We start from the raw sequence: 26,039 nt of genomic DNA on the forward strand, positions 1-26,039 counted from the left end.
CATGACTACGCAGACTTCGCTTCCCCTGTTCTACGAACAACCCCGTCCCCTGGCTGCCGGCGTGCACGCCAACCTGTCGCTGGCCGGCAACACTGGCTTTGCCTATGCCGCCACCACCAACGCCGTGCCGTTGGTGGCCACCGAGCTGCCGACCGCCTGCCGCCACTTTCCCATTGTCTTCACTGACGGCGATCAGCCCACGCCCGTCGCGGTGCTGGGCGTGCGCGGCCAGGAAAACCTGTTCGTCGACGCCGACGGCCAATGGCGCGCCGGCACCTACATCCCGGCTTACGTGCGCCGCTATCCCTTCATCTTCATGGAGAACGAAGACCGCAGCCAGTTCACGCTGTGCGTCGACGAGAAGGCCGCCTCGGTGGTCGAAGGCCGCGACAATCCGTTCTTCGACGAAGTTGGTGAGCCCACGGACCTGGCCCGCAGCGCGCTGGAATTCTGCCGCGACTACCAGAACCAGCACGCCTACACGATGGAGTTCGCGCAGGCCCTGGCCGCCGCCGATCTGCTCATCGAGAACCGCGCCGACATCACCCTGCCCGATGGCCAGCGCCTGGCCATGTCCGGCTTCAAGGTGATCGACGAAGCCAAGTTCAACAAGCTGCCGGACGACGAGTTCCTGCGCTGGCGCGCCAATGGCTGGCTGCCGCTGGTGTACTGCCACCTGCTGTCGATCAACACCTGGCCCGCGCTGATTAACCAGGTGCAGCCGACGGCTGCGGTTGAGGAAAGCGCCGCCGACGCGTAAGCAGTGTCGTGGTGGATCAGAAAGGCCGGCCCGCTCTTTGCGGCCGGCCTTTTTTGTTTTGGGGCGGCCCTTTGGTTTGGGGCTGTTTCGCTGCGGTCTTGTTGCGGTCTTGTTGCGGTCTTGTTGCCTTTCGCCTAGGGCTTTGCGTATGCCTGCGCAATGCCCTGCCGCTCGATACGACGCGCAAACATGGCGAAGCTGGCTCGCACGATGCTGGGCTTGAGCAGAAAGTCGTGCGACTCGGCCGCCAGCGCATCGTCCACCGGCTTCACCTCGCCGTAGGCGGCAGCGGCCAGCAATTGATTACGCGCGGCGCGCTCGATCAGCACGGACAGATACAACGTTTCTTCCACAGAACCGGTGGCCGCCAGGAACCCGTGGTTGGCCAACAGCACGCAGCGCTTTTTGCCCAAGGCGGCGGAAATGATTTCGCCCTCCTGGTCGGCGATCGGCAAGCCCGGCCATTCCTTCAGATGCGCACAGTCGTTGTGAAACGGCGTCGCGTCCATGTGCGACACCACCAGCGGGCGCCCGGTCATGGCCAGGGTCGACACATAAGGCGGGTGGGTATGCACGATGCAGCGCACATCCGGCCGGTTGCGATAGACCCAGAAATGAAACCGCACGGCGGGATTGGGCGTGCCCTCTCCTTGCAGCACGTCCATGTCGTCGTTGATGCGAATCACCGTGTCCGGGCGGATCTCGTCGAAAGCCTGGGCCAGCGCCGTCGTGTAGTAGGAGCCGTCATCGTTCTTCACGGTGATCTGCCCTGCCAGCGTCTCCGAGTGCCCTTCCCTTGCCAGGATGCGGCAGCTTAGGGCGATTTTTTCCCGCACGTTCCAGTTGCCGAAATCGAGCTTGTCGGCCGAGCGCTTGAAAAACGCGTCGGACTGCATTGCCTTGTCATCCACACTCATCTCCTGATGCCTTGCCGGTTGGCACACCCTTGCCATTACATCCGGCAGGGGTTTTCCGGGCCTTGCCCCCAACTGCACAGGGCTTGTCCGAGAGTGCCAGGGCCTAGGGTAAACGGCAGGTGCGTGCGCGATCAGCGTCGATACAATGATTTCGCGGGCGCTTGGCCCGCCCAGAAAGTCGGGTTCATCCATCGACATGCAAGCCGCCCAACCGCTTCCGCCTGCCGCTTCCCAGCAAGAGCCGGACCTGAATTTCGCCCCCCGTTTTCGTCCCTTTTACGAGGCCGAACTGTCCGGCTATCAGGCGCGGCTGAACAAGCTGGTGCTGCCGGGAGACTTCCTGCCGCTGACCCTGCAACCGCGTCTGCATTTGCAGGCATGCCGCCTGCGCGCGGGCGGCCTGGCCGTGAACCTGGAATCCACCCCCATGACGGTGCAGCACCGGGCCGAACACGCGGCCGATGCGCTGCGGGCGGAATTCCTGGCCAGCTTCATCATCGAAGGACACGGCACCATCAGCCAGAACGGCGCGAGCCTGCCAGTGGAAACGGGCGACATCATTTTTCGTACCACCGCCCTGCCTTCCGAAGTGCGCATGCTGACGGACTCCAGGCTGGTCGTGATCAAGGGGTCCTTGTTGAACCTGCTGGGCATGCACTTGCAGGATATCTCGCAGTTCACGGCGCAACGCGCGGCGTCGACACTGCCGATGGTGCGCACAGCGCACCACTGCCTGGGGCATGTTTTTTTTGAGCAGCCCGACGCCGTCAGCCCCACGTCCAGCATGTTTGCGGAACAGGCGTTGATCTCTTTGCTGGCGGCCATCTACACCAGCCAGGCGCTGGAGCAATTGCCGACCACCGAGCGCGGCCCCATCGAAAGCTGGCAGGCGATTACCAGCTACGTGGATACGCACATCACCGACAATGACTTGTCCGTGGCAGCGGTGGCGCGCGCGCTGCGCGCTTCCAGCCGCTGGGTGCATCGCTTGTTCCAGATGCGCGGCATCCAGTATGGCCAGTACGTGCGCGAGCGCCGGCTGCAACTGGCCCGCAGCGCACTGGAAGATCCGTGCAGGGCGCATGTCCCCGTCAAGGACATTGCGCTGGCCTGTGGGTTTCAGGACGCCAGCCACTTCAGCCGATGCTTTCAGCAACGCTTCGGCAGCCCGCCGAACAAATATCGTGCGGCGGCGCTGGAGCGGGATCAGTAAACGGCCGGCTGAAGATCAGGGCGCGGAGCGTGCCCGGGTGGTGGGCTTCATCAAGAACGCCGACGTGCCCGCAACGACGCCCAGCACCGCCAGGTACGCGCCCACGGGCACGATGCTGTCGAACCGAGCCACCAACATTGCCGACACCATGGGTGCCAGGCCACCCCCGATTGCGGCGGAAAACTGCACGCCGATCGACAGGCCCGAGTACCGCAGCTCTGGCGGAAACTGGGCGGCGTAAAGGCTGGACTGGGGCGCAATCATCATGGCGTAGTTCAAAGCCATGGCGACGAACGCGGCCACGCTGTAAGCAAACAGCGAGCCGCTGCCCACGGCCATGAAAATCGGCACTGCCATCACGGCCAGCAACAGCCCACCCCATCCGCAAACGCGTCTTGCGCCAAAGCGGTCGCCCAACATGCCGAACACGGGAATGGTGAACGTCATCACGGCCGCGCCGTAAAGCAGCGCTTGCAGCGCGTCTGATCGGCTAAAGCCCAGCGTCGATACCGCATACGACACCGAGAAAACAAGAAAGGTGTAGATCAACGTCACTTCGGCCAGCTTGCATCCCACGCACAGCAACAACGCCTTGCCATGCTTGCCCAGCAATTCGGCCACGGGCAGTTTGACCTGCGTTTGCTCGGCCTTGACGCGGGCGAAATCGGGCGACTCGTCGATGCCACGGCGTATCAATATCCCGACCACGATCAACACCGCGCTGGCCAGGAACGGCAGCCGCCAGCCCCACGACAGAAAGTCTTCTTCAGGCAGCCGCGTGACCAGGGCGAAGGCGCCCACCGACAACAGGATGCCCAGCGGCGACCCCACCAAAGGCAGGCTGCCAAACAAGCCCTTCCATCGCGGTGGTGCGTGTTCCACGGCCATCAGCATGGCGCCGCCCAGTTCGCCACCAAACGACAGGCCTTGCCCGATGCGCAGCGCCACCAACAAGATCGGCGCCCACACACCAATTTGCTCGTAGGTGGGCAACAGCCCGATCAGCACCGTACAGATGCCCATCATGAGCAGGCTGAGCGTCAGCATGGACTTGCGCCCGATGCGGTCCCCGAAGTGCCCGAACAGGATCCCGCCGATGGGCCGCGCCAGCATGCCGCTGGCAAAGGCCGCAAACGCCGCCAGCGTGCCGGTCAAGGGGTCGAACTGCGGGAAGAACAGCTTGTTGAATACCAGTGCGGCGGCGGTGCCGTACGCCAGAAAATCAAACGCTTCAACGGCTGTGCCCACGACCGTGGCCACAGAGATTCGAAGCAGGTTCGGCTTTTCTTCAGCCCCTACGTTCACGTCAGGTCGAGAGATCGCTTCCATGTTTTTCCCCAGTGTGTTTTGTGTTGGTGTGTTGTGGCGCGACGTAACCCGGCAGTTCTTCGATGCGCCGGCGCCAAGCCGACAGGGCGGGATAGCCGTCCAGATCGATGCCGGCCTCTTCTGCCAATGCCAGATAGCCATAACAGGCGATGTCCGCGACGCTGCGTACGGTCGCCAGCCAAGGGCTGACGCCAAGGCGCTTTTCCAGCTGGTGCAACAGCCGATCCGTCCGCTGCTTCAGCCCCTGCACATCAAGCAGCGCTTCACTGACGCCCAGGTGATGCGCGGCCTCGGCATGGCTGACCACCTTGGTCAGCCGCAACGGCTGCAAGCTGTTGGCAATTTCGTTGGCCGACACCGACAGCCACGCGTGCATCTGCGCGCTATGAGGAAGCGGCGCCAGCCACTGCGGGGCGTGTTTCTGCGCCAGGTACATCAGGATGGCGTGGCTGTCCCAAACGGCCAGACCGTCGTCATCGATCGCCGGGACTTGTCTCCACGCGCTGATGCGTTCGAACGCCTCGGTCTGGTTCTTGCGCGCCAGCACATCCATGAACTCACGCCGATAGGGCAATGCGATCAACGCCAGGAAGAGGCGCACCTTGTAGCAATTGCCGGATCGGGGATGGTCGTAGAGCGTAATCATGGGGAGCGGGGCCGGATGCCTGTCAGAGTGCCTGCACGGGGAGATGCAGGGAATCTTAGGGGCGCCCGCTCGGGGGGAATTGACAACGCGCGCACGCGGATTGACCGGGAGCGACAGGGGCACGCTTGCGGGCGCCGCTTTCTACGGCCGCCCCCTGGGTCTCGTCGCGCAATTCATCATGCGCGACCAGAATCCTTCTAACCTCTCGCGGCTCAAACTGGAAAAGCGGTCCGCCAATGCGTGCGTTGGTCAGCAACATAACGCCCGTCACGCCACATTGACGGCCTCCTGACCCGCCGGCGTTTCCACGATGTCGTTGACGAACGCGGCGACCCGCGTGATCACGTCGTTGCGTTCGAGGGCAAGCGGGGTCATTGCGTTGCGGTTGTCGTCCAGCAAATGCAGGGACACGTTTGCGTTGCAGGCGCGGTTCACAATGTCGAAGGCGTTCGAGACCGAGGCGATGTCATCGTTGCGCGCGTGCAAAACGAGGCACGGGGCGCGCAATATATGCATCCGTCGCCATACCGACACCGCGAGTTTTCGCGCCTGGGCCAGCGACCCCCAGGGGATGCGGGGCAGCGACGCGTCGCGGTTCGCAATCACGCGATGGCGACCGATGCGCAGCGTATGCAAAAGCGTTTGCAAAAGCGGCAACAGCAAGCCCAGCCTCGCGTAGCGCCGCAAGCCTGGGCCGTCGTGACGGAACGCGGGGGATAACGCCAGTACACCGGCCACGTGCAGCGGGCGTTCCTGCGCCAAGGCCAGCGCCAGCATGGCGCCGACCGCCTGTCCGCCCACCACCAGGTGGTCGACGCGGCTTGCCAGCAGGTCGGCACCGCGCCGCACGCTTGCAAGCCAATCCAGCCAGCTTGTGCGCACCAGTTCATCCAGCGTGCCGCAATGACCGGCCAGCTTGACGGCCAGCACGGTGTAGCCGCGACGGTGCAACCCCAGCGCCAGCGCACGCATGTCTTCCGGTGTGCCCGCCAGGCCATGAACCAGCAGGATGCCCGTGCGACCGCGCGCGCCTGTGCCGGTCAACAAATAGTCGTGCGCCTGTTGCTCCAACGGTTCGATATAGGCCGGGACGGCGCACACGGCTGACGGCGAACGGCAAGCACCCGCGCGCAAGCCCGGTTCCATGGCGCGGCGGTACGCGTCCAGCGTGTGGAACATCTTTTCGCTCAGTCGGAAATTCGTCTCGGCGTACGTCCGGGCGCGGGTCAGGACCGCCTGCGCATCGCCGGCGTTGTGTCGGATTTGCAGGATGCGGTCGACATAGCCCGCGATGTCACCCGGCGCGGCCAGCCAGCCGGTCTGGCCGGGCACGACGATTTCGGGCAGGCCGCCGACGTCGCTGGCGACAACGGGCCGGCCCATGGCGTAAGCCTCGGGCACCACGCGCGACCAGGCTTCCGTTGCCGAGGGCACCAGCACCACGTCCGCCGCCCGGATCATGTCGGGCACATCGGTGCGGTGTCCGGCGAACACCGCGTGGTCCGAGATGCCCAGCTCTATCGCCAAACGGTAAAGCTCGTACGCATAGGCGCGGGTGGCGGCGGTCGGCATGCCCACGACGAGCGCCACGGCAGGCACGCCCAGGGCGCGCAGTCGATGCACCACACGCAGCAGATCGGCCTGGCCTTTTTCGGGACGCAACATGCCCACGGTGGCAATGACGTATGCCTCGTCCGGGGCCGGGATTTCCAGGCCTCGGCGGATGCGCAATGACGCGTCCGCGTCTTCGGCCTGGCGGAAGAACTCGTCGCCCGCCCATTCACCCACGACACTGATGCGGTCGTCGCGGAACAGCCGCGCCGCCAGCAGTTCCTGCTTGCCCACGTTGCTGGTGGCGATGACGTGATCGCAGCCGAAGCGCCATTCCAGCCGCCGGCGTGGCGACGTGCGCATGGGTTTGGCGAAATGCCGGGTTCGAACCACCGCGCACAGGTCGCGGCACAGCGCGGCGGCTTTACCGTCGACGCGACTGTGGCTGTCGATCACCTGGATATTCAATGCCTTCACCGCGCGGCGCAATGCCAGCACGGTCGACGGCGCGTACGCCGGCTTGAAGTCGATATCCACAGTTGTCAGGTTGCGCTCGCGCGCCGCGCCACTGACGGCGCTGCCCGAGGGCGCTGCGATAGCTACGTCGTAGCCATGCCTTTGCAGCCAACTTGCCTGTTCCAACGTGCGAAATTCCAGCCCGCCAAGACTTGGTTCAGCCAGCGTGTGCAGGATGCGCATGATGCTCCAGTACGTTGCGGCAGGCAGCCAGGACCTCGTCGGGCGTGATGGCGTTGATGCCGTCCTGAGGGCGGCGCGGCACCACAGCGGCCGAGCCGGGCCGCTGCCAGAACCATTCAGGATTCGTTTCGTTGAAAATGCCCACGTAGGGCACACAGGCGCCTTGCGCGATATGCGAGGGCCCGCAGTCGTTGGCGACCACCAGGCGCGCGCGCAGCATGATGGCGCTTAGCTCTGGAATCGTGCGGCAATACGCAACCGCAAAGTCCGGCCGCTGCATCGCCTGCAAGGCGTCTCGTTCAGCGGCCTCTTGCTGGCCCAGCACGAAGAGGAAGCGGGCGCCCTCGCCCATCACGCGCTTCAGGCCGTCTGCCAACTGCACATAGTTGGCCAGGCTCCATCGCTTGAACGCGCCCGAGCCGCCGCCGGGAATCATCACCACATCGGCACTTTGCGCGGTGCGCAAATGCGAGCCCGCCAGCGCTTCGAAACAGGCGCGCGGCACGCGTTCAACGTCAAAGGGACGATAGGAAGCCAGCATGTTCAAGTTGGCCTGCCCGATATATTCGGCGATGTTCTTGCGGTGCCAATGCGTCCACACGATGTCGGTCAGCCGTCCGTGGCGAAAGCCCAGGCGGATGGGCGGCAAGCGCAGCAGATTGACCAGGCCGAAACGTTCGCTGCTGTGATGCAGGCTGACGGACACCTGCGTCTCTTTTTTCAGGCAGCGCAGATAGCCGCCAAGTGTCGAGGTGCGCACGAATTCATCCACCCACGGCAGCGCCTGGTAGAACGCGCCCACATCGTCACGCGCAACCACGCTGATTCGTCGAGACGGCCACCATTCTTTCAGCTGATATAGCGTTGGCATGGCAACGATCTGGTCGCCCAGCTTTTGCTGGCTTCTGACATACACCACGATTTCCGACATCGGCGTCCTCCATGCTTGTCAAAGCGGCCGATTGGCCGCAGGCGGCAATGTATCGAGACGAGAGCGGAAAAGTTCTCGGATCTCATTAACCTTTGTAAAGAAAGGTACGAGGGCACTTAAAACGTCTACACAATTTATCAGACGCGCCGCGTGCCCACACGTACGTTTTTCACCCCGGACCGGCGCCCTGCCGGGCCTGGCGCATCATGCGCATCGCCAGGGTGGCCACCGCCGCCACCAGCGCCTCGCTGGAATCCGAATTGCCCATGACCAGCACCGCCAGCTTGTCCTGCGGCGCCAGCACCCAGCGCGAATGAAACGCTTCCGTCGCCCCGCTGTGTTCGCGCAGGGACGTGGCGGTGACCACGTTGTCGTCACAGGGCGCGGCCAGCCACGACAAGGCGAATCGGCAATCCAGGTCCAGCCCGTCGCCCGCCACTGTTTGCAGCCCCAACAGGGTTTGCGCGGATTGCACCGTCAGCACGCGCCGGGCGTCGGCGCTGACGGCGGCGCTGACGTCGACATTGACTTCGGCCCTGCCTCCGGGATTTCCCGCAGCCCGGCTTCCGTAAGCGCCGCCCGCGAACAACATGCTGCTAAAGCGCGCCATCTCGGATGCGCTGACCCATAACCCGTCCGCCGCCTCGTTGGGCTGTGGCGCTTCCGGCCAAGGCCGGCCGCGCCGGTAGCCCACCGCGCGTTGCTCCAGCATGCGCTCGTGCGGTCGAAACCCGGCGCGCGGCATGTTCAAGGGTTGAAGAATTGTGCGGCGCACATAGGCGTCGAACGGCTCTTCGGCCACGTGCGCCACCATGTCGCCCAACAAGGCGTAAGCCATGTCGGCGCGGGCGCGGCCCATCGTGTCCTCCAGCGTGCCGGGGTGCAGGTTCAGCAAGTTTCGTGCCGTGTAAGGCGCGGCGCCCATCCACTGCATGGCGTTGCGGCGCGGCTCGACGTGCCAATCGGGCAAGGCGCCCGCGGCCGGCGCGTCCAGCGACAGCCGGCCATCGTCGGCGGCATGCAGCACACCGGCCGCCGTGACGATTTTGCTGATGGCGCCCACGCGATACAGCGTGTCCCCGGTGGCGCGGCGGTGCCGCAACGCATCCGCCACCCCAAAGCCCGTGCTCCAGACTATGCGCTGGTCCTCAACGATGGCGATCGACACGCCGGGCACCTTGGTCAGGGCCATGTCGTAGGGAATGCGCTGGGTCAGGTAGCTCACGACCGCCGCGTAATCGCCTTTGGCGATCGTGGCGGGCGCGGCGGGCGGCAGCGTCTGGCAACCGCCGCCGGCAAGCAACAGCGATCCGATGGCGACCAGGCGGCTTAGCGAAAACATGGAGGACGCATACCCTGCGAAAGAGGAATGCCGTGATGCTATCCATGCCGCGTCGCGGGATCTTTCCCGCTTTGTATGGAGTTTGTGAAGATCTTTGTCGTGACGCGCGCGACCTCGTCGGCGGCGCGCTCGGTCGCGCCGCGTTCGGTCGGGGCGCGTTCGGTCGGGGCGCGTTCGGTCGGGTAGCGTTCGGTCGGGCCGCGCCAGGTCAGGCGGCGTTCCAGCTGATCACGAAGCGGGCGCCGCCCAGGGGGCTGTCGGCCACCTGGGCCATGCCGTTGTGCCAGTGCGCCACGCGGCTGACGATGGCCAGTCCCAGCCCCGTGCCGCCCGTGTCGCGCGCCCGGCTTTCGTCCAGCCGGATAAACGGTTCGAAGATTCGTTCGCGGTCGGCGGGCGGCACGCCGGGTCCGTCGTCGTCCACCGTCAGCACATAGTGCTGCGGGGCCGGGCTGGTCAGCCCCACCTGTACCCGTTCGCCCGCGTGCCGGATCGCGTTTTGCAGCAGGTTGAGCAAGGCGCGCGTCATGTAGCGCGGGTGCAGGTGGACGTCATCCGAGTCGCACCGCGTCACCTCGCAATGCACGCCCAGCAGCTCGGCCTCGAACGCGGCATGCTGCACCACGGCATCCAGCCAGCCGCGCGCGTCCTGCGCTTGTAACGGTACGTCTGCACTCTTGTGCTGCAAGCGCGCATACATCAGCAGTTCCGAAGCCATGCTGTCCAGCTCGGCCACGTCGCTTTTCATGTCCTCGACCAAGCGCTTGCGCGCCTGGGGGTCCGCCTCGCGGTCGATCATGTCCAGCTCGAACGACAGCCGCGCAATGGGCGTGCGCAGTTCGTGCGACACCGCGTTGGTCAGTTCGCGCTGATTGCTGATCAGCGCGGCAATGCGATCCGACATCTGGTTGAACGTATCGCCCAGCCCACGGATGCTGGAATAGCGCGACAGGCGGGCGCGCGCCTGCAAATCGCCCTGCCCCATACGGTGCGCGGCGGTCTTCAGCGCTTCCAGATCGCGCCAGATCGGCAGCGCCCACACCAGCATGAAGCCGCACAGCAGCAAGCCCAGCGCGGTGTAGATGGCCACGATCACCCAGGTGCCGACAAGCGGCTCGGGCGGCATCTTGACCAGCAACCACTGCGCGCCCGGCCCAGGCAGCGCGGACACGAAGCTCATCTGCTTGTCACGCAGAAAGAAGCCGCCCGCTTCGATGGTGCGCCGCTCGTCGTCAGTCAGCGCGAAGTCGGGCGAGTTGTAGTCGGCCGGGTCCATCACCCGCAAGGCCAGACCGTAATGCGGGGCCAGGGTATCGCGCACATAGTCGCGGCGCGCCTCGGGCGGCACATTGGCCAATTCCAGCTTCAGGCTGTGCAGCTGCCCGCGCACCGCTTCGCGCGTGTAGTTCGCGGTCTCGGGCTCGAAAAGGTAATTGGCCACCCGATCGACCACTTCGTTCGACAGCACAAAACCGATCGCCAGCACCACGAAGATGCGCAGAACGAACTTAAGCATCGCCGAGCTCGTGCGCCTTCGGAGAAAACAGGTAGCCCTTGCCCCAGACGGTCTTGATACGTGCCGGGTCGCGCGGGTCATCGTCCAGCTTGCGGCGCAGTTTGCTGACGCACACGTCCACACTGCGGTCCAGGCCATTGAATTCAATGCCGCGCACCGCGTTCAGCAGATCGTCGCGCGTCAGCACCTGCCCGGCCTGGCTGGCCAATGCCCACAGCATCTCGAATTCCATGGTCGTCAGATCGACTTCCACCCCGGCAAGGGCGACCGAACGCGTCTGGCGGTCAATCGACAGCGGACCGAACGCCAGTTGATCCGGCTGCGCGTCCGTCTGGTTGCGGCGGCGCATCAAGGCGCGAATGCGGGCCAGCAGCACGCGCGGCTCCACGGGCTTGATGACGTAATCGTCCGCGCCGGACTCCAGCCCAAGAATCTGGTCCAGATCGTCTTCACGCGCGGTCAGCATCAGGATGGGCGCGGAAGAAAACGCGCGCAGGTCGCGGCAAACCTGCAAGCCGTCGCGGCCCGGCAGCATCAGGTCCAGGATGGTGATGGCCGGGTCATGGCGCCGAAACGCCTCTACCGCCTGGTCACCGCGATAGGCCTGGGCGACCTTGAAACCGTGTTGCTCCAGAAACTGCGCAATCAGGCGCGAGAGCTTCGGATCGTCTTCAACTAACAAGGCCTTGATCATGGTGTCGGGACAAGAGGAGATCGGAAGATAACGGACCGGATGGCAATGGCTACCGGGCATTTTTGCCCGGCAAGCATACACCGAATAAAACGGCGCCTCGGCGCCCCCTTCTTGAGGGTGGCAACGCCATGAAAGTGGCCCACGCCGCATCGGAAATGGGGTTTTCAGGCGTACTATCGTTGGTGTTCATGCATGCGCGTAAAGCCATCACTACAAGGCGGGCGGCATGACGCCGTCGCACACAGCGGCAACCGCGCCGCCCACAACTTCGGGCGGCCTTATCGACCTATTGTGGAGTCGATCATCATGAACACGTCCAGTGGCGAACGCGCCTTTGCCGGACCCATTCCCCAGCTATACGAGCGGTATCTGGTCCCGATGATTTTCGACGGATATGCGCGGGACATAACGCGGCGAGTCGCGGCCCTGGCCCCGTCATCCGTGCTGGAAATCGCCGCGGGCACCGGGGCGGTCACACGCCATCTGGCGGCCCAACTGCCCGCCGGCACCTCCATCGTATCGACCGATCTTAGCCAGCCGATGCTGGAACATGCCATGAGCCTGGGCACGAGCCGCCCCGTCACGTGGCGCCAGGCCGATGCCATGAAGCTGCCCTTTGCCGATGGCGCTTTCGATGCGGTGGTATGCCAGTTCGGCGCCATGTTCTTTCCGGACAAGGCGGGGGCTTTTTCCGAAGCGTACCGGGTGCTGCGGCCAGGTGGCACATTCCTGTTCAACGTCTGGGATCGCATAGAAGACAACGAATTCGCCGACTGCGTCACGCAGGCAATGGCAACGCTGTTCCCGGCAGACCCGCCCCGGTTCATGGTGAAAGTGCCGCACGGCTATTACGACCAGGCGCAGATCCGCGGCGCGCTGGCGGCGGGCGGGTTTACCGGGGCCATCACCTTCGATACGATGGCCATGCAAAGCCTCGGCGAGTCACCCCGCAGCGTCGCCGTCGCCTATTGCCAGGGCACGCCGATGCGTGCCGAACTGGAAGCGCGCGACGCCGGCATTCTGGAGAAGGCAACGGACGTTGCCGCTTCGGCGGTTGAAGACCGCTTTGGCCCGGCTGGCATCACGGGCAAGATCCAGGCGCACGTCGTTGTGGCGACGCGATAGGCAGTCCCCCGGCGCGTTCGCTCCCCGCGTTCGCCACCCGCGTTCGCACCCCTACTCTGCCCTGGCCCCCGACACCTTGACCGTCTCGGCCCACCGTTTGGTTTCGGCCGCGATGAATGCCGTAAATGCTTCCGGCGTCGAGCTGATCGGGTTCAGCGACATCGCGGCGTTGGCTTGCACAACTTCGGGCGTCTTCAACGCCTGGCCGATGGCCTCGTTCATGCGAGCGATGATGGCCTGCGGCGTGCCCTTGGGCGCCACGATGCCGCCCCAGGCCACCGCTTCAAAGTTGGGAAACCCGGATTCGGCCATCGTCGGCACGTTGGGCATGGTGGGCAGGCGCTTGGGGCTGGTGACGGCAAACGCTTTCAACGTTCCGTTGTTGATGAACTGCTGGACACCGTTCACGTTATCGAACATCACGTCGACCCGGCCGCTGACCACGTCGGACAGCGCCATCGACCCGCTTTTGTACGGTACGTGCGTGATATCCAGGGCGCCGACCGCTTTCATCATTTCACCGGTCAGGTGGCTGCCCGAGCCCACCCCGGTTCCCGAGGCGAAGTTCACCTTGCCGGGGTTCTGCTTCACATAGGCCATGAACTCTTGAATTGAATTCGGCTTGAAGTCCTTGCCGGCGACAAGAATATAGGGGTTGTCGAACAGCAAGCCGACGGGTGCGAAGTCTTTGATCGGGTCATAGGGCAGGCTGCGATAGAAGCTGGCATTGACGGCCAAGGTGATGTTGTTGCCAAAGCCGAACGTGTACCCGTCCGGTGCCGCCTTGGCCACCGTGCGGGTGCCCACGATGCCGCCCGCGCTGGCCAGGTTTTCCACGATCACCGGCTGCTTCAGTATTCGCCCGATCTGTTCGGCGACGGGACGCGTCGCCACGTCGGGGCCGGACCCCGCAGCATACGGAATGATGAGCTTGATGGGCTTGTTCGGCCAGGACTGCGCCTGCACGGCCGTCGACAAGGTAAGGGCCAACAGCGCCAAGCATTGGGAAATTTTCATCGGATTCTCCGGGTCTTCCTAAACAGGGCTCATCCCTGCATGATTTGAATCAGGCGCTTCATCCAGGGCGAGTCCGCCTGCCCTGCCGCGATCGCCGGCGCAAAATGATCTCCCGCTAACACCATGGTTTCAACGGGCCGACCCAGCCGACGCAGCTCGGCTTCCATCGTTTTATTGCCCTTGATGATGCGAGGCAGGTCCTCCCGGGCGTACGCCAGCAACATCGGCGGCGTGTCCTGATTCACCCGACACACGGGGCTTGGCGATTCGGCTTCCGATACGTCGTCCAGCAGGTTCTGATGCGTGCGCTCTTCGCCGCTGCCCGGCGTGCGTTCGGGATACCGGATATCCAGCGGCGCACACAAGGGCAAGCACGCAATGATCGACGACGCGGGAATGCCGTGGCGGTGCAGCCCTTGCGCGCTTAATGCGGCAAGCGTCATCAGATGACCACCGGCGGAATGACCTCCCACCGCGATGCGAGCGGGGTCTGCGCCATACTCGTGAATGTTCCGAACCACCCACGACAGCGCGGCATGGCAGTCGTCCAATAGCGCCTGCCATTTGAAGCCTGGCGCGAGTCGATACGATATCGAGACAAACGTAATGCCCGCGGCGACCAAGGCAGGAGCCATCAACGCCACCCATTCCTTGTAGCCATTCGTCCACGCGCCGCCATGGGCGAAGACCAGGACCGGGCTGGGTTGCCCCGCTTGTTTTCGGCTTGGGTACACGTCAAGTTTGTGCGCAGCAGTGTCGCCGTACTGAATGTCGGCGATGCGTTCGCAGCGCTGTACCGCCGCAGCCGAAAGCGCCAACGCCGCGCGGGCGTAGTCCTCGGCTTCGGCGGGATACAGCGGAGGCTGTGGGGCAAGATTGGTAAAGCTCATGGCGATCCGCGTTGATTAGCGTGTTTCTACTGCGTGGAGGAATATTCGATGACGCGAACCGCTGCGGTTCAGCGTGTCACTACATTTGCTATCCATTCCGTTAACGGATGGTTGGGATCTTCGAAACCGTAGATTGCGTCAAAGTGATTTCTGCCGTCCTGCATCAGGGTCTGTGCCTGGTTTCCCGCCTGCGTCCACACGCGCGCGAAATCCTGCGACTGCCTGGCGAATTCCGATGGTTCGTCACTACCCCACGAGATGAGAACGGGCGTGGCGCAGGCGCGCACACGATGCTGCGGCGAGTTTCTGCGTATGACGCCATCGTCGATCTGAAGCATCGGCTGAATCGACGACCAGCGAAACGGCTCGATCTCGAACACGCCGCTGACCATGACCGCACCCGCCAGCGGGTCCCGAGGCAGCCCGTACTCGTGTTCCCAATCCGTTTGCAGGCACATCGCGGTCAGATGGCCACCGGCGGAATGCCCCCCCAGCACGACGCGTTTGGGGTCCCCGCCAAAACGTCCGATGTTGCGGATCACCCAAGCCACCGCCGCGCGTGATTGCCGCGTTATCTCGTCGATGCTGACCTTGGGGCAAAGCGAGTAGTTGACGACGACGGTAGTGAAACCTCGTGCACTCAGGCCGCTGGCCACCGTCGAAAACTCCTTGCTGCTCAGGATGCGCCATGCGCCGCCGTGGATGAAGACGAACACAGGGGCGCCGGCCTGCGCAGCCGGAAAAATGTCCACGGTCTCGTCAAGCGTCGGCCCGTAAGGGACGTCAAGGTGCGCAGGCAGGCGCTGTCGTACGTGCTCGCTTTCCGCGACGTAGTGCTTGGCATAGATCATGAAATCAGGAACGGATTTCTCGACGTCGTACTGAGCGTCTATCTCGTCCTGCGTCTTGAAATCGCGATACAAGGTCGGCATATTTCCCCCGGCGCCTATGCGTTGGAATCCATCGGCTTGTACGCCACGGCTTTGATTTCGATGCGCAGCAGCGGATGCGGCAGCTGGTGCACGGCGACGGTGGTTCTGGCGGGGCCGTCGTAGTCGAAGTACTCGGCGTAGACCTCGTTGTAGCCCTTGAAGTCGCCCATATCGACCAGGTACGTAGAGACTTCGACCAAGTCTTTCAGGCTGGCGCCCGCGCTTTCAAGAATCGCCTTGATGTTCTCGATGACGGCGCGCGTCTGCGCGCGGATATCGGCGTCCAGCACGCCCATGGCGTCGGCGTCGGCGCCCGCAAAGCTGTTGTCGGGGCGGCGCGAACTGGTGCCCGATACAAAGAGAAAGTCTCCGGCACGCTTGATGTGCGGGAACTTGCCGCGTGGCTGCGCGCGCCCTTGGACGACGGTGGATGACAGCTTGCTTTGGGCCATGGGTTTCTCAGTCATTGACGGCGTCCGGTGCATCCACGTGAATGCAAACGTTGGTGAGTTCGGAGTAGAAGTTCAAGGAATGCAGCCCGCCTTCGCGGCCGATGCCCGACAGGCCGCTGCCGCCAAAGGGCGTGCGCAGGTCCCGCAGGAACCAGGCGTTGACCCAGGCGACGCCCACATTCATGGACTGCGCGACGCGGTGCGCCTTGTTGACGTTGCTGGTCCAGATGGTGGCCGCCAACCCATACGGCGTCGCGTTGGCGCGCCGGATGACTTCCGCTTCCGAATCAAACGGCGTGACGTGGCCGATGGGGCCGAATATTTCTTCCGACACGCATCTGGCGTCATCGGCCAGGCCGGCGATCAAGGTGGGCTCGACCCAGAAGCCGCCGTCCAGCGCATTGCCGAAGCTTGGCGTGCCGCCGCCCACGATGAACTGCGCGCCCTCTTGCCGCGCCAGCGCGTAGTAGCTCAGCACCTTGTCGCGATGGGCGGCCGAAATCACTGGCCCCATGTCGGTTGACGCGTCCGTGGGATCGCCCAGCTTGATGCGCCGGGCGCGTTCCGCAAGCGCGCCCACGAAGCGGTCGTAGATGGGCCGCTCGACGAAGATGCGCTCGGAGCACAGGCACACCTGGCCGCTGTTCAAGAACGCCGCGCGCGCCATGCCTTCCACGGTTTTCTCGAAGTCGCAGTCGGCGAAGATGATGGCCGCGTTCTTGCCGCCCAGCTCGAACGACACCGGCTTCACGCCGGCGGCGGCGGCGTGCATGATGGCCGTGCCGGTTTTTGATTCACCGGTAAATGTGATGGCGCTGATGTCCGGATGCCGGGTGATGAATTCCCCCGCCGAGTTCGGGCCAAAGCCGTGCACCAGGTTGAACACGCCGTCGGGCAAGCCCACCGACTGCATCACTTCGGCAAGCAGCGTCGCGGTGCCCGGTGTTTCTTCGGAGGGCTTGGCCACTACCGCATTGCCGCACGCCAATGCCGGCGCGACTTTCCAGCTGAACAAAAGCAGCGGCAGGTTCCACGGCGAAATGATGCCCACCACGCCCAGCGGCTTTCTGACGGCGTAGTTGATGGCGTGGGCGCCGCCCGCCAGTTCGGTGCGAAACGTCTCCAGCGGGGCGGTCTTCAGGATGTCCGCAAAAATACGGAAATTGGCCGCGCCACGCGGGATATCAAGCTTGGACGCCAGCGACACCGGCTTGCCCGTATCGCTGACTTCGGCGTCCAGGAAGTCGTCCGCGCGGCGATCGATCTCGTCGGCGATGCGGTAGAGCATGTCGGCACGATCGGCAACCGACGTGGCGCCCCAGCTGCGTACCGCCCGGTGGCCCGCCGCGACCGCCTCGTCGACCATCGCTTGCGTGGCCTCGTGCACTTCGGCAAAGCGAACGCCCGTTGCCGGGTTGATGCCGGCAAACCGCTTCTGGCTGTCTTGGAACCGGCCATCAATGAAATTTCTGTACTGCTTGAACACGACTGCTCCTTGGCAAATAAGGGCTGGCCTGGCCGGCCCTTCGGAAACACGCTACTGGAGCTTGAACTCCACGACAGCGCCGCCGCTGCCGTATAGCGGTGCATACCCATGCACGATTGCCTGCTTGAAAGTTCCGCCCATCGCGCCCAGCAGCCAATGGAACTGCTTGAGGCCCATGTCCGGATGCGCTTCTTTGGCATAGTCGGGCAGGCTTGCGCGCAGGGCTTGGACGTCGCCGCTTTCCATCAGGGCAAGCAGGCGCCGGTTCCACGTGTCATCGGCGTCGGAAAGAATGTGGTCTTCCTGAAGGTCGATGGTTTCGCGGAACATGCTGTTGGACAGGCCCCCGATTCCCACCACCGCCACACGCTTGTCCTGCAAGGCGGACGCGGCGATGGCGCCCAGCTGCTCGGTCTGCTCGGGGCTGTGATAAAGATTGTTGGCGGCGATGACGACGGGAAGCGCGGCCGTACCGAAGTTCATCAGCGTGGTCACGGTGATCGTGCCCGTGTCTATCGGAAACTGGTCATAGTCGACGCCGCGTGTCTTGATGCCGGCGTCATTGCAAGCCTGCACGCAGCGGTGCGCCAGGGCGGCATCCGAATAGATGTCGAACGCCTGCTCGCCGAACTCGTGCCAGTTTTCATCGACATGCAGGCCGGTACTGCGTGCCCGGGTGATCCACAACTGGTCCAGCACGGCGAACCATTGCGTCGAATAGACCAGCACGCAATCGGGTTTGGATTCGGCCAGCGATTTGCCTGCTTGCGCCAAGGCGTCTCGAAGGCGGCCCCACGGCGCCACGTCGGGGCGCAACTGCGGCAGCGGACTGCCCGGTACAAGAAACGCGGATACGATGCTCATGTCATTCCCCTTTTTCTTATGCAGACGGTGCAATCAGGCGGCCTGGGCAGCCGGCGCCAGGCGTGAAAGGCCCGCGTCGTGAAGGTTCCATTCGATCACCGCGTTGCCGGTGCCGATGACGGTGCCGTAGCCATGCAACTTGCCGGCCAGCTCGGGATAACCCATTGCGGCATGCATCCAGGTGAAGGCGCCGGACTTCACTTCGGCGAACGCTTCATCGATAAACTGCGGCAACAGCTGGAAGGTCTCTTGCATGCGGCCTTGCCGCATCAGGTTGATCATGCGCACGTCCCACTTGTAGCCGTCATAGCGTTCGGGGTGCTCTTTGGTCATGTCTTCGGGCAGCTCCGGCTCTTCATGAAAATGCCAGTGGGACAAGGTGTTGCTGGCGAGCAGGACGGCGCGGCGTCCGGTTTTGCGGATGGCCTCGCGCGTGGCCCGGCCCAGCAAGTCCATCTCGCCCTGCCCTTCCTTGGTGTTCAGGAAATACGGCGTGTTGTTGGCGGATATCCCCACCACGGGAATGTCCCATTGCGGCCGCACCATGTGCAGCGTGGTGATCGTGCCGTAGTCCGGACGGAATTTCGGGTTGCGCATCATCTTGCTGACCAGCCCAAGGTTGGCGGCTTCTGCACAGCAGGCCTCGGCCAGTTCGACATCCACGTCCATGCCGAAGTCGTAGCGGAAGATGTTGGGGAAGATGGGGTCAACGGATCGTCCCGCCAGTCTGGGCACGCCAAGAAAGTGGTGTCCGACCTGCGTGATCCAGTGCGGGGAATGGACCAGCAGCACGTCGGGCTTCAGGCGTTCGATGCTTTCGCGTGCGTGCTCATACGCCCAGCGCAGCGGCTCCCAGCCGCCTTCCGAGCGCGGCTCGTTCTGGGGCGGGTTTTCGCCATAGACCAGATGAGGCGGATGGGGCGCCAGGAAGCCGGAAAGAATTTGACCTTCGCTCATGGTGAAGCTCCTTACCTTGACAGTTGAAGCCCACCTCGGTCGCGGCATCCGGCGGGGTGGCTTTATAAGACGTATGCGTACTATCGTAGGGCGGAGCGACACGGCAAGAAACGCGTAATTACCCTATATTCATTGCCTGAAAATGATCAGATGAGTGTTTGAGACATGCTTATCTTGTACGTGTACGTGTTATTGTAACTACGCAGGGACCCATCCTAATCGCGACAACGACCGTAGAAAACTCCATCACAATGGCCCGATCACCTACCTCCAAGACAGCCCAACTCACGTCCGCCCGCACGTCAGCGCCGGCGGGCGTTTCGCTATCGGCCGCCGAAGCGCAAGTCGAATCCCTGCTGCGAAATTTCCGCCTTGAAGAGGTGCCGTCGCATCTGCTGCGGCGCGCGCACTTCAAGGCCGAGGAAATCTTCGCGGCGACGTTTGCGGGCGAAGGGGTAACGCCCCGGCAAAAGGCCGCCTTGGTGCTGCTTTACCAAGAGCCCGGCCTTAGCCAGAATTCCTTGGCGGAGCGCTTGGCCATGGACCGCAACACCGTCGCTGAAATGGTCAGGCGCATGCATGGCGGCGGGCTGATAGAACGCCGGCCGTCACCCACGGATGCCCGCGCTTACCAGCTGTATGTCGCGCCGGCCGGCTTGGAGCTGCTGTGCAGGGTGATGCCGCGCGATGTGGTGGTGGAAGACCAATTGCTGGCTCGGCTGCCCGAGGAATACCGTGGCCTGTTCGTCAAATGCCTGCGCATGATTGCCGAGTCCGGTACCGAGACAGAGGCGTCAAAGCCCGATTGATCGGAGCGCCGTTGGGCGTGACCGGCGCGCGTCTGCGTCTGCCGGCCGTCAGCACGATTGTCGGCCGGCTTTTCAGCCCGCTTTTCAGTCCGCTCTTCAGTCCGCTTTTCAGCCCCACTGTCAGCCGCCTGACAGGCAGCCGCGCAGGGCTGCCGCTACACTCTCGGAATCCCGCATCCATGGTCGCCGGGCCAGCCCCGCGCCAGCGCGCAAGGTGGTCGGCAGACGGCCAAGTTCCCACCGTTCCTTCATGTCGCAATCTGATTCGTTCAATCTGAAGCGCATCGCCGTTCCGGCGTTCGGCCCGTCGCTGCTCTACGGCATCAGCAACGGCGCCATCCTTCCCGTTATCGCACTGACCGCGCGCGACCACGGCGCGTCGGTGGCCACTGCCGGCCTGATCGCCGCGTTGATCGGGGTGGGTTCGCTGCTGTCCAACATTCCGTCCGCCCTGATCACCGAACGCTTCGGCGAAAAGCGGGCCATGGCGGGCGCGGCACTGTTGAGCGTGATGGGCCTGGCGCTGGTGATCGGCGTCCCGCACCTGTGGGTGCTGGCGGTGGCCATGCTGATGCAGGGCTGCGCGCAGTCGGTGTTTCAGCTGGCGCGCCAGAGCTACATGATTGAAGTCGTGCCGCTGGCCTATCGCGCGCGGGCGTTGTCCACGCTGGGCGGCACCACGCGGATCGGCACCTTTATCGGCCCCTTCGCGGGCGCGGCGCTTATCCATTTCGTGGGGCTGGACGGCGCCTATTGGATTGCCATCTGCGCCATGCTGGGCGCGGGGCTTATCGCGATCAAGGCGCCCGACATCGAACCCTCGGGCAGCGCGCACAAGGGCGGCCCCCGTGCCCGCATCGGCGAGGTGGCGCGCGACCATCGCGGCGTGTATGCCACGTTGGGCGTGGGCGTGATGCTGATCAGCGCGCTGCGCGCGTCGCGCCAGGTGGTGATCCCGCTATGGGCCGATCATCTGGGCCTGGATGCCGCCACCACGTCGCTGGTGTACGGCTTGGTGGCCGCGGTGGATATGTCGGTGTTCTATCCGGCGGGCAAGGTGATGGACCAGCGCGGCCGCCTGTGGGTGGCGCTGCCCTGCACGTTGCTGATGGGGTTGAGCCTGATGGCAATCCCGCTGACCGGCGGCGTGGCCAGCTTCATCCTGGTGTCGGCGCTGCTGGGCTTTGGCAACGGCATCGGGTCCGGCATTGTGATGACGCTGGGCGCCGACGCCGCGCCGCCCGGCGCGCGCACGCAGTTCCTGGGCATCTGGCGCTTCATGGCGGACCTGGGCGCCAGCGGCGGGCCGGTGGCACTGTCGGTGCTGACCGCCTTGGTATCGCTGGGCGGCGCATCGTTCGGCGTGGGCACGCTGGGGCTGGTGGCGGCCGGGGTGTTCTGGCGCTGGCTGCCTCGGCGCGCGCAGGGTTGAGCTTGTTCGCGCCCTTAAGCAGGGATACAGGCTTGTGATGTCGGGGCGATCAATTCGGCGGATCGTTCCTATTCTGCGTCTCTGATCGCGTCGCTGCCTTCGTTGCCGCCTTCGCTGTTGCCTTCGTTGCCGCCTGTGCCCCTGCCGCCTGTGCCCCTGCCGCCGGTGCGCCGGCCGCCGGTGCGTACTGCCCCATCAGCGCCACCACCCAATCGATGAACACCCGTAGCTTCGTGCTGACGTGCCGGTTGGGCGGAAATGCAATGGTCAACGGCATCGGGTCCAGCCGCCAGTCCGGAAACAGCGGGGTCAATTCGCCCGTCGCCACATGCGGCTCGGCCATGTATTGGGGCAGCCACAATACCCCCATCCCCGCCAGCCCCGCCGCCAGGTACGCGTTGCCGTCATCCACCGCCAACACATAGCGCCCATGCACCCGTACATGCTCGTCGCCGCGATGCATGGCGTAGGGAAACGCCTTGCCCAGCCGCTGCCACAGGTAACCGACCACGCGGTGATGCGTGTTTTCCAAGTCGTGCGGATGCGTGGGGTGGCCGGCGCGCTCCAGGTAGCTGGGCGCGGCGTACACCGCCAACTGCAGATCGCCCACGCGGCGCGCCGTCAGCGACAGGTCGGTCAGCTCGCCGCCCCGAACCACGCAGTCCACGTTGTCGGCGATGACGTCGACGATGCGGTCGCTGACGCCCATGTCCAACTGAATGTCGGGATACTGCGCGTGAAACGACGGCAGCGCGGGGATCAGCACCATGCGGGCAAGCGGGCTGGGCACGTCGACTCGCAAGCGCCCCCGGGGCAAGGCCGAGGCCACCGACAGGCTGGTCTCGGCATCATCCATGTCAGCCAGCAGCTTGATGACGCGCTCGTAATAGGCCGCGCCGTCGGCGGTCACGTTCACCCGTCGCGTGGTGCGGTTGAACAGTCGCACACGCAGGCGCGCCTCAAGCTGCTGCACCAGTTGCGTCACGGTGGTCTTGCTGATGTGCAGCGTTTCGGCCGCCTTGGTGAAGCTGCCGGCCTCCACCACGCGGGCAAACGCCTGCATTGCATCGAAACGGTCCATCGTCGGCCCCCGCCGGTTGAAGAATGTTTGGATTCTACAAACAGTGATGGACAAGCTTGCGCGTTTATCGGCCGTGGGCGCGTCGTTACAGTGAACCCATCGCTAACGACGGGCCATGCCGGCCCGATTCAAGGAGTTCTCTATGACGACGCGAGACCCCGTTTTTCCGCCTGACCGCCACGCGCTGTACGCGCGCCACCGGTATTCGCCTGCCATCCGGTCCGATGGCTTTCTCTTCGTATCCGGGCAGGTGGGCAGCCGTGCGGACGGCACGCCAGAGCCCGAGCTGGATGCGCAGGTGCGGCTGGCGTTTGACAACCTGAACGCCATTCTCAAAGCGGCGGGCTGCACGTTCGACGATGTGGTGGATGTGACCGTCTTCATGGTCGACCCGCAATCGCACTTCGAACGGATCTGGACCGACGTGGTGCCGCAATACTGGGGCCAGGCGCCGTATCCCACCGCGACAGCCGTGGGCGTAACGTGGTTAAGCGGCTTTGACTTCGAGATCAAGGTGATCGCGAAACTGCCCGAAGGGTCGTAGGGCAACCCCGGAGCGGGCAATACCGGGTTTACGGCAACCGCGGCTGGGCACGTTTGGCGATATCATGGCAAAAAAATCGAGCCGCCTCGCGCGCCGCCAAGGAGACTTCCCGCTTGTCCGCAGGCCCGCAAACGCCCAACGCGCAACCCTTCCCCACCTTTGAAACCTCCGATTTCTCGGGCGAGGGTTCGTTCTATTTCGATCTTGTGCGCCTGCAGGACCGCGACGATATCCCGCGCGGCTTCCTGCACCGGCACAACTACTACCACTTGCTCTGGATGAGCCAGGCCAGCGGCACCCACATGCTGGACTTCGAGCAGCACGAGGTGCGCGACCACTCGGTATTTTTCCTGTCGCCCGGCCAGATCCACGCCTGGACCTCGTCCGTCAAGCCGCGCGGCTACGTGTTGAATATCAGCACGGACTTCTTCGCCCACATGTTCCCGCGCGCGGACGACATCGCCAAGTTTCCCTTTTTTCACCTGGCGGGCGGCTCGCCGGCCATCTATCTGTCGCGCGAACAGCACGACGGCATGCTGCCGCTGCTCAATGAAATCGAACGCGAAACGCGCGACCGCCAGACCGGGCGCTTTGACGTGGTGCGTTCGTACCTGCTGATCCTGCTGACGCAGCTGCGCCGCCTGTACCCGGCCGACGAGCGCGAGACCACCGCCGGCCCCAGCTATTCGCTGGCCAAGCGGTTCACCATGCTGATCGAAGAACACTATCTGGACTTCGACGCCATCCGCCAGTACGCCGACGCGCTGTGCGTCAGCGAACGCCAGCTTAACGATGCCGTCAAGCGCAGCGTGGGGCGCACCGCCAGCCAGCTGGTGCAAGAGCGCGTTGCGCTTGAGGCCAAGCGCCTGCTTAGCAATACGGGCCTTGGCATCGCCGAAATTGCGTTTCAGCTGAACTTCGAAGACCCCTCGTACTTCGCCCGCTTCTTCAAGAAACACACCGGCAGCACCGCGGGCGATTTCCGCAAGAAGTACGACCGCCCCATCGGCTGACGGCCGCGCGGGCAGAGGCGCGAAAAAGTGCAATACAAGCTCTGATCTGTCCTAACGCGCCCGCCGCCGGGCTGCGTACAGTTCATCCAGACCCAAACCCGCCGCCTTGCGGCCTGATTGAAACTGCGATGAACGACACCCCAACATTGATGACGGGCGGCCAGCATGTGGTGCGCGCGCTGCTGCAACACGGCGTGGACACGGTATTCGGCGTGCCCGGCGAAAGCTATCTGGACGTGCTGGACGCGTTGTACACGGAACGCGAGCGGATACGCCTGGTGTCCTGCCGCCACGAAGGCGCGGCCTCGTTCATGGCCGAGGCGCACGGCAAGCTGACCGGCCGACCGGGCATCTGCATGGTCACGCGCGGCCCCGGCGCGACCAACGCCAGCATCGGCGTGCAGACGGCGTTTCAGGACTCCACGCCGCTTATCGTGCTGGTGGGCCAGGTGGGCAACGACATGGTCGAGCGCGAGGCGTTCCAGGAAATCGATTACCGCCGCATGTTCGGCCAGTTCACCAAATGGGTGGCGCAGATCGACAGCGCCGCGCGCGTCACCGAATACCTGAACCGCGCGTTCACGGTTGCGATGTCTGGCCGGCCCGGCCCCGTGGTGTTGGCGTTGCCCGAGGACATGCTCACCGAACTGGCCGCGCCGCAGGACTGCGGCACGATCCAGTTTCCGCAGGCGCATCCGGCGCCCGACGCGCTGGCCGACATGCGCGCCCTGCTGGCCCGCGCGCAGCGGCCACTGATGATAGTGGGCGGGTCCGGGTGGACCGACGCCGGCCTGGATGCCCTGGCCCGCTACGCCGGCCGCAATGGCCTGCCGGTGGCGTGCTCGTTTCGCCGGCAGGATCTGTACGACAACCACCACCCGCAATACGTGGGCGAGGTGGGCATAGGCGTCAACCCGGAACTGGCTGACGCCGTGCGCAACGCCGACGTGATCCTGGCGGTGGGCGCGCGCCTGGGTGAAATGGTGACGGGCGGCTATACGCTGCTGCAATCTCCCGTGCCCAGGCAGACGCTGATCCATGTGCTGGCCAGCCCCGAAGAGCTGGGGCGGGTGTATCAGCCCACCCTGAAGATACCGTCAGGCCTGGACGCCTTCGCCCACGCAGCCGCCGCACTGGAGCCGGTGGACGCCGCCCCGTGGCGCGGCTGGCTGGAGGGGCTGCGCCAGAGCTACCAGCGCTATACGGAACCGCCCGCCACCGATCTGCCCATGGACCCGGCGCGTGTCATCGTTGCCCTGCGCGAAGGGCTGGACGCGCGCGCCATCCTGACCAACGGCGCGGGCAACTACAGCGCCTGGGCGCATCGCTATTACCGTTTCAGCCACCCGCGCACCCAGCTTGCGCCCACCAGCGGCGCGATGGGCTACGGCGTGCCCGCCGCCATTGCAGCCAAGCTGCGCCACCCCGAACGGCAGGTTGTCTGCCTGGCGGGCGACGGCTGCTTTCTGATGACCTCGCAGGAGCTTGCGACCGTCAAGCAGCACCGCCTGGCCATCGTCTTCATCGTGTTCAACAACGGCATGTACGGAACGATCCGCATGCATCAGGAAAAGAACTACCCGGGCCGGACCATCGGCACGGACCTTTGCAACCCCGACTTCGTGGCCTACGCGGAATCGTTCGGCGTGCCGGCCGAACGCGTGGACAGCCACGAAGGCTTCGCGCCCGCCTTGACGCGGGCGCTGGACAGCGGGTCGCCCTATCTGATCGAACTTTGTCTGGACCCCGAGGTGATCACGCCCCGGGCCACCCTGACGAGCCTGCGCAAACAAGCGCAGCTTGCCGCTTCCTGACGTTCAGGATCGGATTGCCGCGCAG

At 64.4% G+C, this 26,039-nt stretch carries 24 protein-coding genes; 8 read left to right on the forward strand and 16 right to left on the reverse strand.

Going from position 1 to position 26,039, the window contains the following annotated elements:
- The first annotated feature begins 1 nt into the window (after window position 1).
- Window positions 2-760 (forward strand): SapC family protein, encoded by a 759-nt coding sequence (locus tag KYT87_RS24555; RefSeq protein ID WP_219991069.1) that lies wholly within the window; start codon window positions 2-4, stop codon window positions 758-760.
- A 134-nt stretch (window positions 761-894) separates the two neighbouring features.
- On the opposite strand, the gene KYT87_RS24560 is transcribed toward KYT87_RS24555, so the two are convergent.
- Window positions 895-1,677 carry an aldolase gene (locus KYT87_RS24560; RefSeq protein WP_219991070.1) on the reverse strand — a complete coding sequence of 261 codons (783 nt, stop codon included), beginning with the start codon at window positions 1,675-1,677 and terminating at the stop codon, window positions 895-897.
- Window positions 1,678-1,873: 196 nt separating this feature from the next.
- Between KYT87_RS24560 and KYT87_RS24565 the strand changes: the two genes are divergently transcribed.
- Window positions 1,874-2,890 (forward strand): helix-turn-helix domain-containing protein, encoded by a 1,017-nt coding sequence (locus KYT87_RS24565; RefSeq protein ID WP_219991071.1) that lies wholly within the window; start codon window positions 1,874-1,876, stop codon window positions 2,888-2,890.
- Between the two features lie 15 nt (window positions 2,891-2,905).
- Here KYT87_RS24565 and KYT87_RS24570 read toward each other — a convergent pair whose 3' ends face one another.
- The 7 genes from KYT87_RS24570 to KYT87_RS24600 all read right to left on the reverse strand — a co-directional run bounded on the left by KYT87_RS24570 (window position 2,906) and on the right by KYT87_RS24600 (window position 11,598).
- Window positions 2,906-4,219: an MFS transporter gene (locus KYT87_RS24570; protein ID WP_219991072.1), complete on the reverse strand. Its 1,314-nt coding sequence runs from the start codon at window positions 4,217-4,219 to the stop codon at window positions 2,906-2,908.
- On the reverse strand, window positions 4,197-4,865 hold the full coding sequence (locus KYT87_RS24575; RefSeq protein WP_219991073.1) for a glutathione S-transferase family protein: 669 nt from the start codon (window positions 4,863-4,865) through the stop codon (window positions 4,197-4,199). Before KYT87_RS24575 ends, KYT87_RS24570 begins: the two co-directional genes overlap by 23 nt.
- A 267-nt stretch (window positions 4,866-5,132) precedes the next feature.
- The gene (locus KYT87_RS24580; RefSeq protein ID WP_219991074.1) at window positions 5,133-7,115 is read right to left on the reverse strand and encodes a glycosyltransferase; all 1,983 of its coding nucleotides are present in this window, start codon (window positions 7,113-7,115) and stop codon (window positions 5,133-5,135) included.
- Entirely contained in the window at window positions 7,090-8,046 is a 957-nt protein-coding gene (locus KYT87_RS24585; RefSeq protein WP_219991075.1) for a glycosyltransferase family 9 protein, read from the reverse strand. The genes KYT87_RS24580 and KYT87_RS24585 overlap by 26 nt, the downstream gene beginning before the upstream one ends.
- Before the next feature lie 169 nt (window positions 8,047-8,215).
- Window positions 8,216-9,388 (reverse strand): serine hydrolase, encoded by a 1,173-nt coding sequence (locus tag KYT87_RS24590; RefSeq protein ID WP_219991076.1) that lies wholly within the window; start codon window positions 9,386-9,388, stop codon window positions 8,216-8,218.
- 208 nt (window positions 9,389-9,596) lie between these two features.
- Window positions 9,597-10,904 (reverse strand): ATP-binding protein, encoded by a 1,308-nt coding sequence (locus KYT87_RS24595; protein WP_219991077.1) that lies wholly within the window; start codon window positions 10,902-10,904, stop codon window positions 9,597-9,599.
- Entirely contained in the window at window positions 10,897-11,598 is a 702-nt protein-coding gene (locus KYT87_RS24600; protein WP_046803828.1) for a response regulator, read from the reverse strand. The genes KYT87_RS24595 and KYT87_RS24600 overlap by 8 nt, the downstream gene beginning before the upstream one ends.
- A gap of 306 nt (window positions 11,599-11,904) precedes the next feature.
- Here KYT87_RS24600 and KYT87_RS24605 point away from each other — a divergent pair, with 306 nt between their 5' ends.
- Window positions 11,905-12,723 (forward strand): class I SAM-dependent methyltransferase, encoded by an 819-nt coding sequence (locus KYT87_RS24605; protein WP_219991078.1) that lies wholly within the window; start codon window positions 11,905-11,907, stop codon window positions 12,721-12,723.
- Between the two features lie 51 nt (window positions 12,724-12,774).
- On the opposite strand, the gene KYT87_RS24610 is transcribed toward KYT87_RS24605, so the two are convergent.
- From KYT87_RS24610 to KYT87_RS24640, 7 genes are all read right to left on the reverse strand, one after another.
- Window positions 12,775-13,740, reverse strand: coding sequence for a tripartite tricarboxylate transporter substrate binding protein (locus KYT87_RS24610; RefSeq protein WP_219991079.1), 966 nt, complete (start codon window positions 13,738-13,740; stop codon window positions 12,775-12,777).
- Window positions 13,741-13,769: 29 nt separating this feature from the next.
- Window positions 13,770-14,630: an alpha/beta hydrolase gene (locus KYT87_RS24615; protein WP_219991080.1), complete on the reverse strand. Its 861-nt coding sequence runs from the start codon at window positions 14,628-14,630 to the stop codon at window positions 13,770-13,772.
- A 68-nt stretch (window positions 14,631-14,698) separates the two neighbouring features.
- On the reverse strand, window positions 14,699-15,562 hold the full coding sequence (locus KYT87_RS24620) for an alpha/beta hydrolase (protein ID WP_046803825.1): 864 nt from the start codon (window positions 15,560-15,562) through the stop codon (window positions 14,699-14,701).
- 14 nt (window positions 15,563-15,576) lie between these two features.
- Complete coding sequence (locus KYT87_RS24625) at window positions 15,577-16,014, reverse strand: RidA family protein (protein ID WP_120156926.1); 438 nt, start codon at window positions 16,012-16,014, stop codon at window positions 15,577-15,579.
- Between the two features lie 7 nt (window positions 16,015-16,021).
- Window positions 16,022-17,500, reverse strand: a complete 1,479-nt coding sequence (locus KYT87_RS24630) for a 2-hydroxymuconic semialdehyde dehydrogenase (protein WP_255593511.1) — start codon at window positions 17,498-17,500, stop codon at window positions 16,022-16,024.
- 51 nt (window positions 17,501-17,551) lie between these two features.
- The gene (locus tag KYT87_RS24635) at window positions 17,552-18,364 is read right to left on the reverse strand and encodes a tRNA U-34 5-methylaminomethyl-2-thiouridine biosynthesis protein (RefSeq protein ID WP_219991081.1); all 813 of its coding nucleotides are present in this window, start codon (window positions 18,362-18,364) and stop codon (window positions 17,552-17,554) included.
- A 33-nt stretch (window positions 18,365-18,397) separates the two neighbouring features.
- On the reverse strand, window positions 18,398-19,321 hold the full coding sequence (locus KYT87_RS24640) for a tRNA U-34 5-methylaminomethyl-2-thiouridine biosynthesis protein (RefSeq protein ID WP_104142062.1): 924 nt from the start codon (window positions 19,319-19,321) through the stop codon (window positions 18,398-18,400).
- Window positions 19,322-19,572: 251 nt separating this feature from the next.
- On the opposite strand from KYT87_RS24640, the gene KYT87_RS24645 reads away from it, so the two are divergent.
- Both KYT87_RS24645 and KYT87_RS24650 read left to right on the forward strand, forming a co-directional pair.
- Window positions 19,573-20,130 carry a MarR family winged helix-turn-helix transcriptional regulator gene (locus KYT87_RS24645; protein WP_120156930.1) on the forward strand — a complete coding sequence of 186 codons (558 nt, stop codon included), beginning with the start codon at window positions 19,573-19,575 and terminating at the stop codon, window positions 20,128-20,130.
- Window positions 20,131-20,380: 250 nt separating this feature from the next.
- Window positions 20,381-21,562 (forward strand): MFS transporter, encoded by a 1,182-nt coding sequence (locus KYT87_RS24650; RefSeq protein WP_219991082.1) that lies wholly within the window; start codon window positions 20,381-20,383, stop codon window positions 21,560-21,562.
- A 49-nt stretch (window positions 21,563-21,611) separates the two neighbouring features.
- On the opposite strand, the gene KYT87_RS24655 is transcribed toward KYT87_RS24650, so the two are convergent.
- Window positions 21,612-22,643 carry a LysR family transcriptional regulator gene (locus KYT87_RS24655; RefSeq protein WP_219991083.1) on the reverse strand — a complete coding sequence of 344 codons (1,032 nt, stop codon included), beginning with the start codon at window positions 22,641-22,643 and terminating at the stop codon, window positions 21,612-21,614.
- A 142-nt stretch (window positions 22,644-22,785) separates the two neighbouring features.
- Between KYT87_RS24655 and KYT87_RS24660 the strand changes: the two genes are divergently transcribed.
- From KYT87_RS24660 to KYT87_RS24670, 3 genes are all read left to right on the forward strand, one after another.
- Window positions 22,786-23,187, forward strand: coding sequence for a RidA family protein (locus KYT87_RS24660; protein ID WP_046803819.1), 402 nt, complete (start codon window positions 22,786-22,788; stop codon window positions 23,185-23,187).
- Window positions 23,188-23,300: 113 nt separating this feature from the next.
- The gene (locus KYT87_RS24665; protein WP_219991084.1) at window positions 23,301-24,200 is read left to right on the forward strand and encodes a helix-turn-helix domain-containing protein; all 900 of its coding nucleotides are present in this window, start codon (window positions 23,301-23,303) and stop codon (window positions 24,198-24,200) included.
- Window positions 24,201-24,328: 128 nt separating this feature from the next.
- Window positions 24,329-26,014 (forward strand): thiamine pyrophosphate-binding protein, encoded by a 1,686-nt coding sequence (locus tag KYT87_RS24670; RefSeq protein WP_219991085.1) that lies wholly within the window; start codon window positions 24,329-24,331, stop codon window positions 26,012-26,014.
- Window positions 26,015-26,039 lie beyond the last annotated feature (25 nt).

Source organism: Achromobacter sp. ES-001 (assembly GCF_019448355.1).
Classification (GTDB): Bacteria; Pseudomonadota; Gammaproteobacteria; order Burkholderiales; family Burkholderiaceae_B; genus Achromobacter; species Achromobacter spanius_B.

Excerpts from the sequence above, each read along its gene's own strand:
- KYT87_RS24555 (WP_219991069.1), top strand. The coding sequence starts at position 2 with ATGACTACGCAGACTTCGCTTCCCCTGTTCTACGAACAACCCCGTCCC.
- KYT87_RS24560 (WP_219991070.1), bottom strand. The coding sequence starts at position 1,677 with ATGAGTGTGGATGACAAGGCAATGCAGTCCGACGCGTTTTTCAAGCGC.
- KYT87_RS24565 (WP_219991071.1), top strand. The coding sequence starts at position 1,874 with ATGCAAGCCGCCCAACCGCTTCCGCCTGCCGCTTCCCAGCAAGAGCCG.
- KYT87_RS24570 (WP_219991072.1), bottom strand. The coding sequence starts at position 4,219 with ATGGAAGCGATCTCTCGACCTGACGTGAACGTAGGGGCTGAAGAAAAG.
- KYT87_RS24575 (WP_219991073.1), bottom strand. The coding sequence starts at position 4,865 with ATGATTACGCTCTACGACCATCCCCGATCCGGCAATTGCTACAAGGTG.
- KYT87_RS24580 (WP_219991074.1), bottom strand. The coding sequence starts at position 7,115 with ATGCGCATCCTGCACACGCTGGCTGAACCAAGTCTTGGCGGGCTGGAA.
- KYT87_RS24585 (WP_219991075.1), bottom strand. The coding sequence starts at position 8,046 with ATGTCGGAAATCGTGGTGTATGTCAGAAGCCAGCAAAAGCTGGGCGAC.
- KYT87_RS24590 (WP_219991076.1), bottom strand. The coding sequence starts at position 9,388 with ATGTTTTCGCTAAGCCGCCTGGTCGCCATCGGATCGCTGTTGCTTGCC.
- KYT87_RS24595 (WP_219991077.1), bottom strand. The coding sequence starts at position 10,904 with ATGCTTAAGTTCGTTCTGCGCATCTTCGTGGTGCTGGCGATCGGTTTT.
- KYT87_RS24600 (WP_046803828.1), bottom strand. The coding sequence starts at position 11,598 with ATGATCAAGGCCTTGTTAGTTGAAGACGATCCGAAGCTCTCGCGCCTG.
- KYT87_RS24605 (WP_219991078.1), top strand. The coding sequence starts at position 11,905 with ATGAACACGTCCAGTGGCGAACGCGCCTTTGCCGGACCCATTCCCCAG.
- KYT87_RS24610 (WP_219991079.1), bottom strand. The coding sequence starts at position 13,740 with ATGAAAATTTCCCAATGCTTGGCGCTGTTGGCCCTTACCTTGTCGACG.
- KYT87_RS24615 (WP_219991080.1), bottom strand. The coding sequence starts at position 14,630 with ATGAGCTTTACCAATCTTGCCCCACAGCCTCCGCTGTATCCCGCCGAA.
- KYT87_RS24620 (WP_046803825.1), bottom strand. The coding sequence starts at position 15,562 with ATGCCGACCTTGTATCGCGATTTCAAGACGCAGGACGAGATAGACGCT.
- KYT87_RS24625 (WP_120156926.1), bottom strand. The coding sequence starts at position 16,014 with ATGGCCCAAAGCAAGCTGTCATCCACCGTCGTCCAAGGGCGCGCGCAG.
- KYT87_RS24635 (WP_219991081.1), bottom strand. The coding sequence starts at position 18,364 with ATGAGCATCGTATCCGCGTTTCTTGTACCGGGCAGTCCGCTGCCGCAG.
- KYT87_RS24640 (WP_104142062.1), bottom strand. The coding sequence starts at position 19,321 with ATGAGCGAAGGTCAAATTCTTTCCGGCTTCCTGGCGCCCCATCCGCCT.
- KYT87_RS24645 (WP_120156930.1), top strand. The coding sequence starts at position 19,573 with ATGGCCCGATCACCTACCTCCAAGACAGCCCAACTCACGTCCGCCCGC.
- KYT87_RS24650 (WP_219991082.1), top strand. The coding sequence starts at position 20,381 with ATGTCGCAATCTGATTCGTTCAATCTGAAGCGCATCGCCGTTCCGGCG.
- KYT87_RS24655 (WP_219991083.1), bottom strand. The coding sequence starts at position 22,643 with ATGGACCGTTTCGATGCAATGCAGGCGTTTGCCCGCGTGGTGGAGGCC.
- KYT87_RS24660 (WP_046803819.1), top strand. The coding sequence starts at position 22,786 with ATGACGACGCGAGACCCCGTTTTTCCGCCTGACCGCCACGCGCTGTAC.
- KYT87_RS24670 (WP_219991085.1), top strand. The coding sequence starts at position 24,329 with ATGAACGACACCCCAACATTGATGACGGGCGGCCAGCATGTGGTGCGC.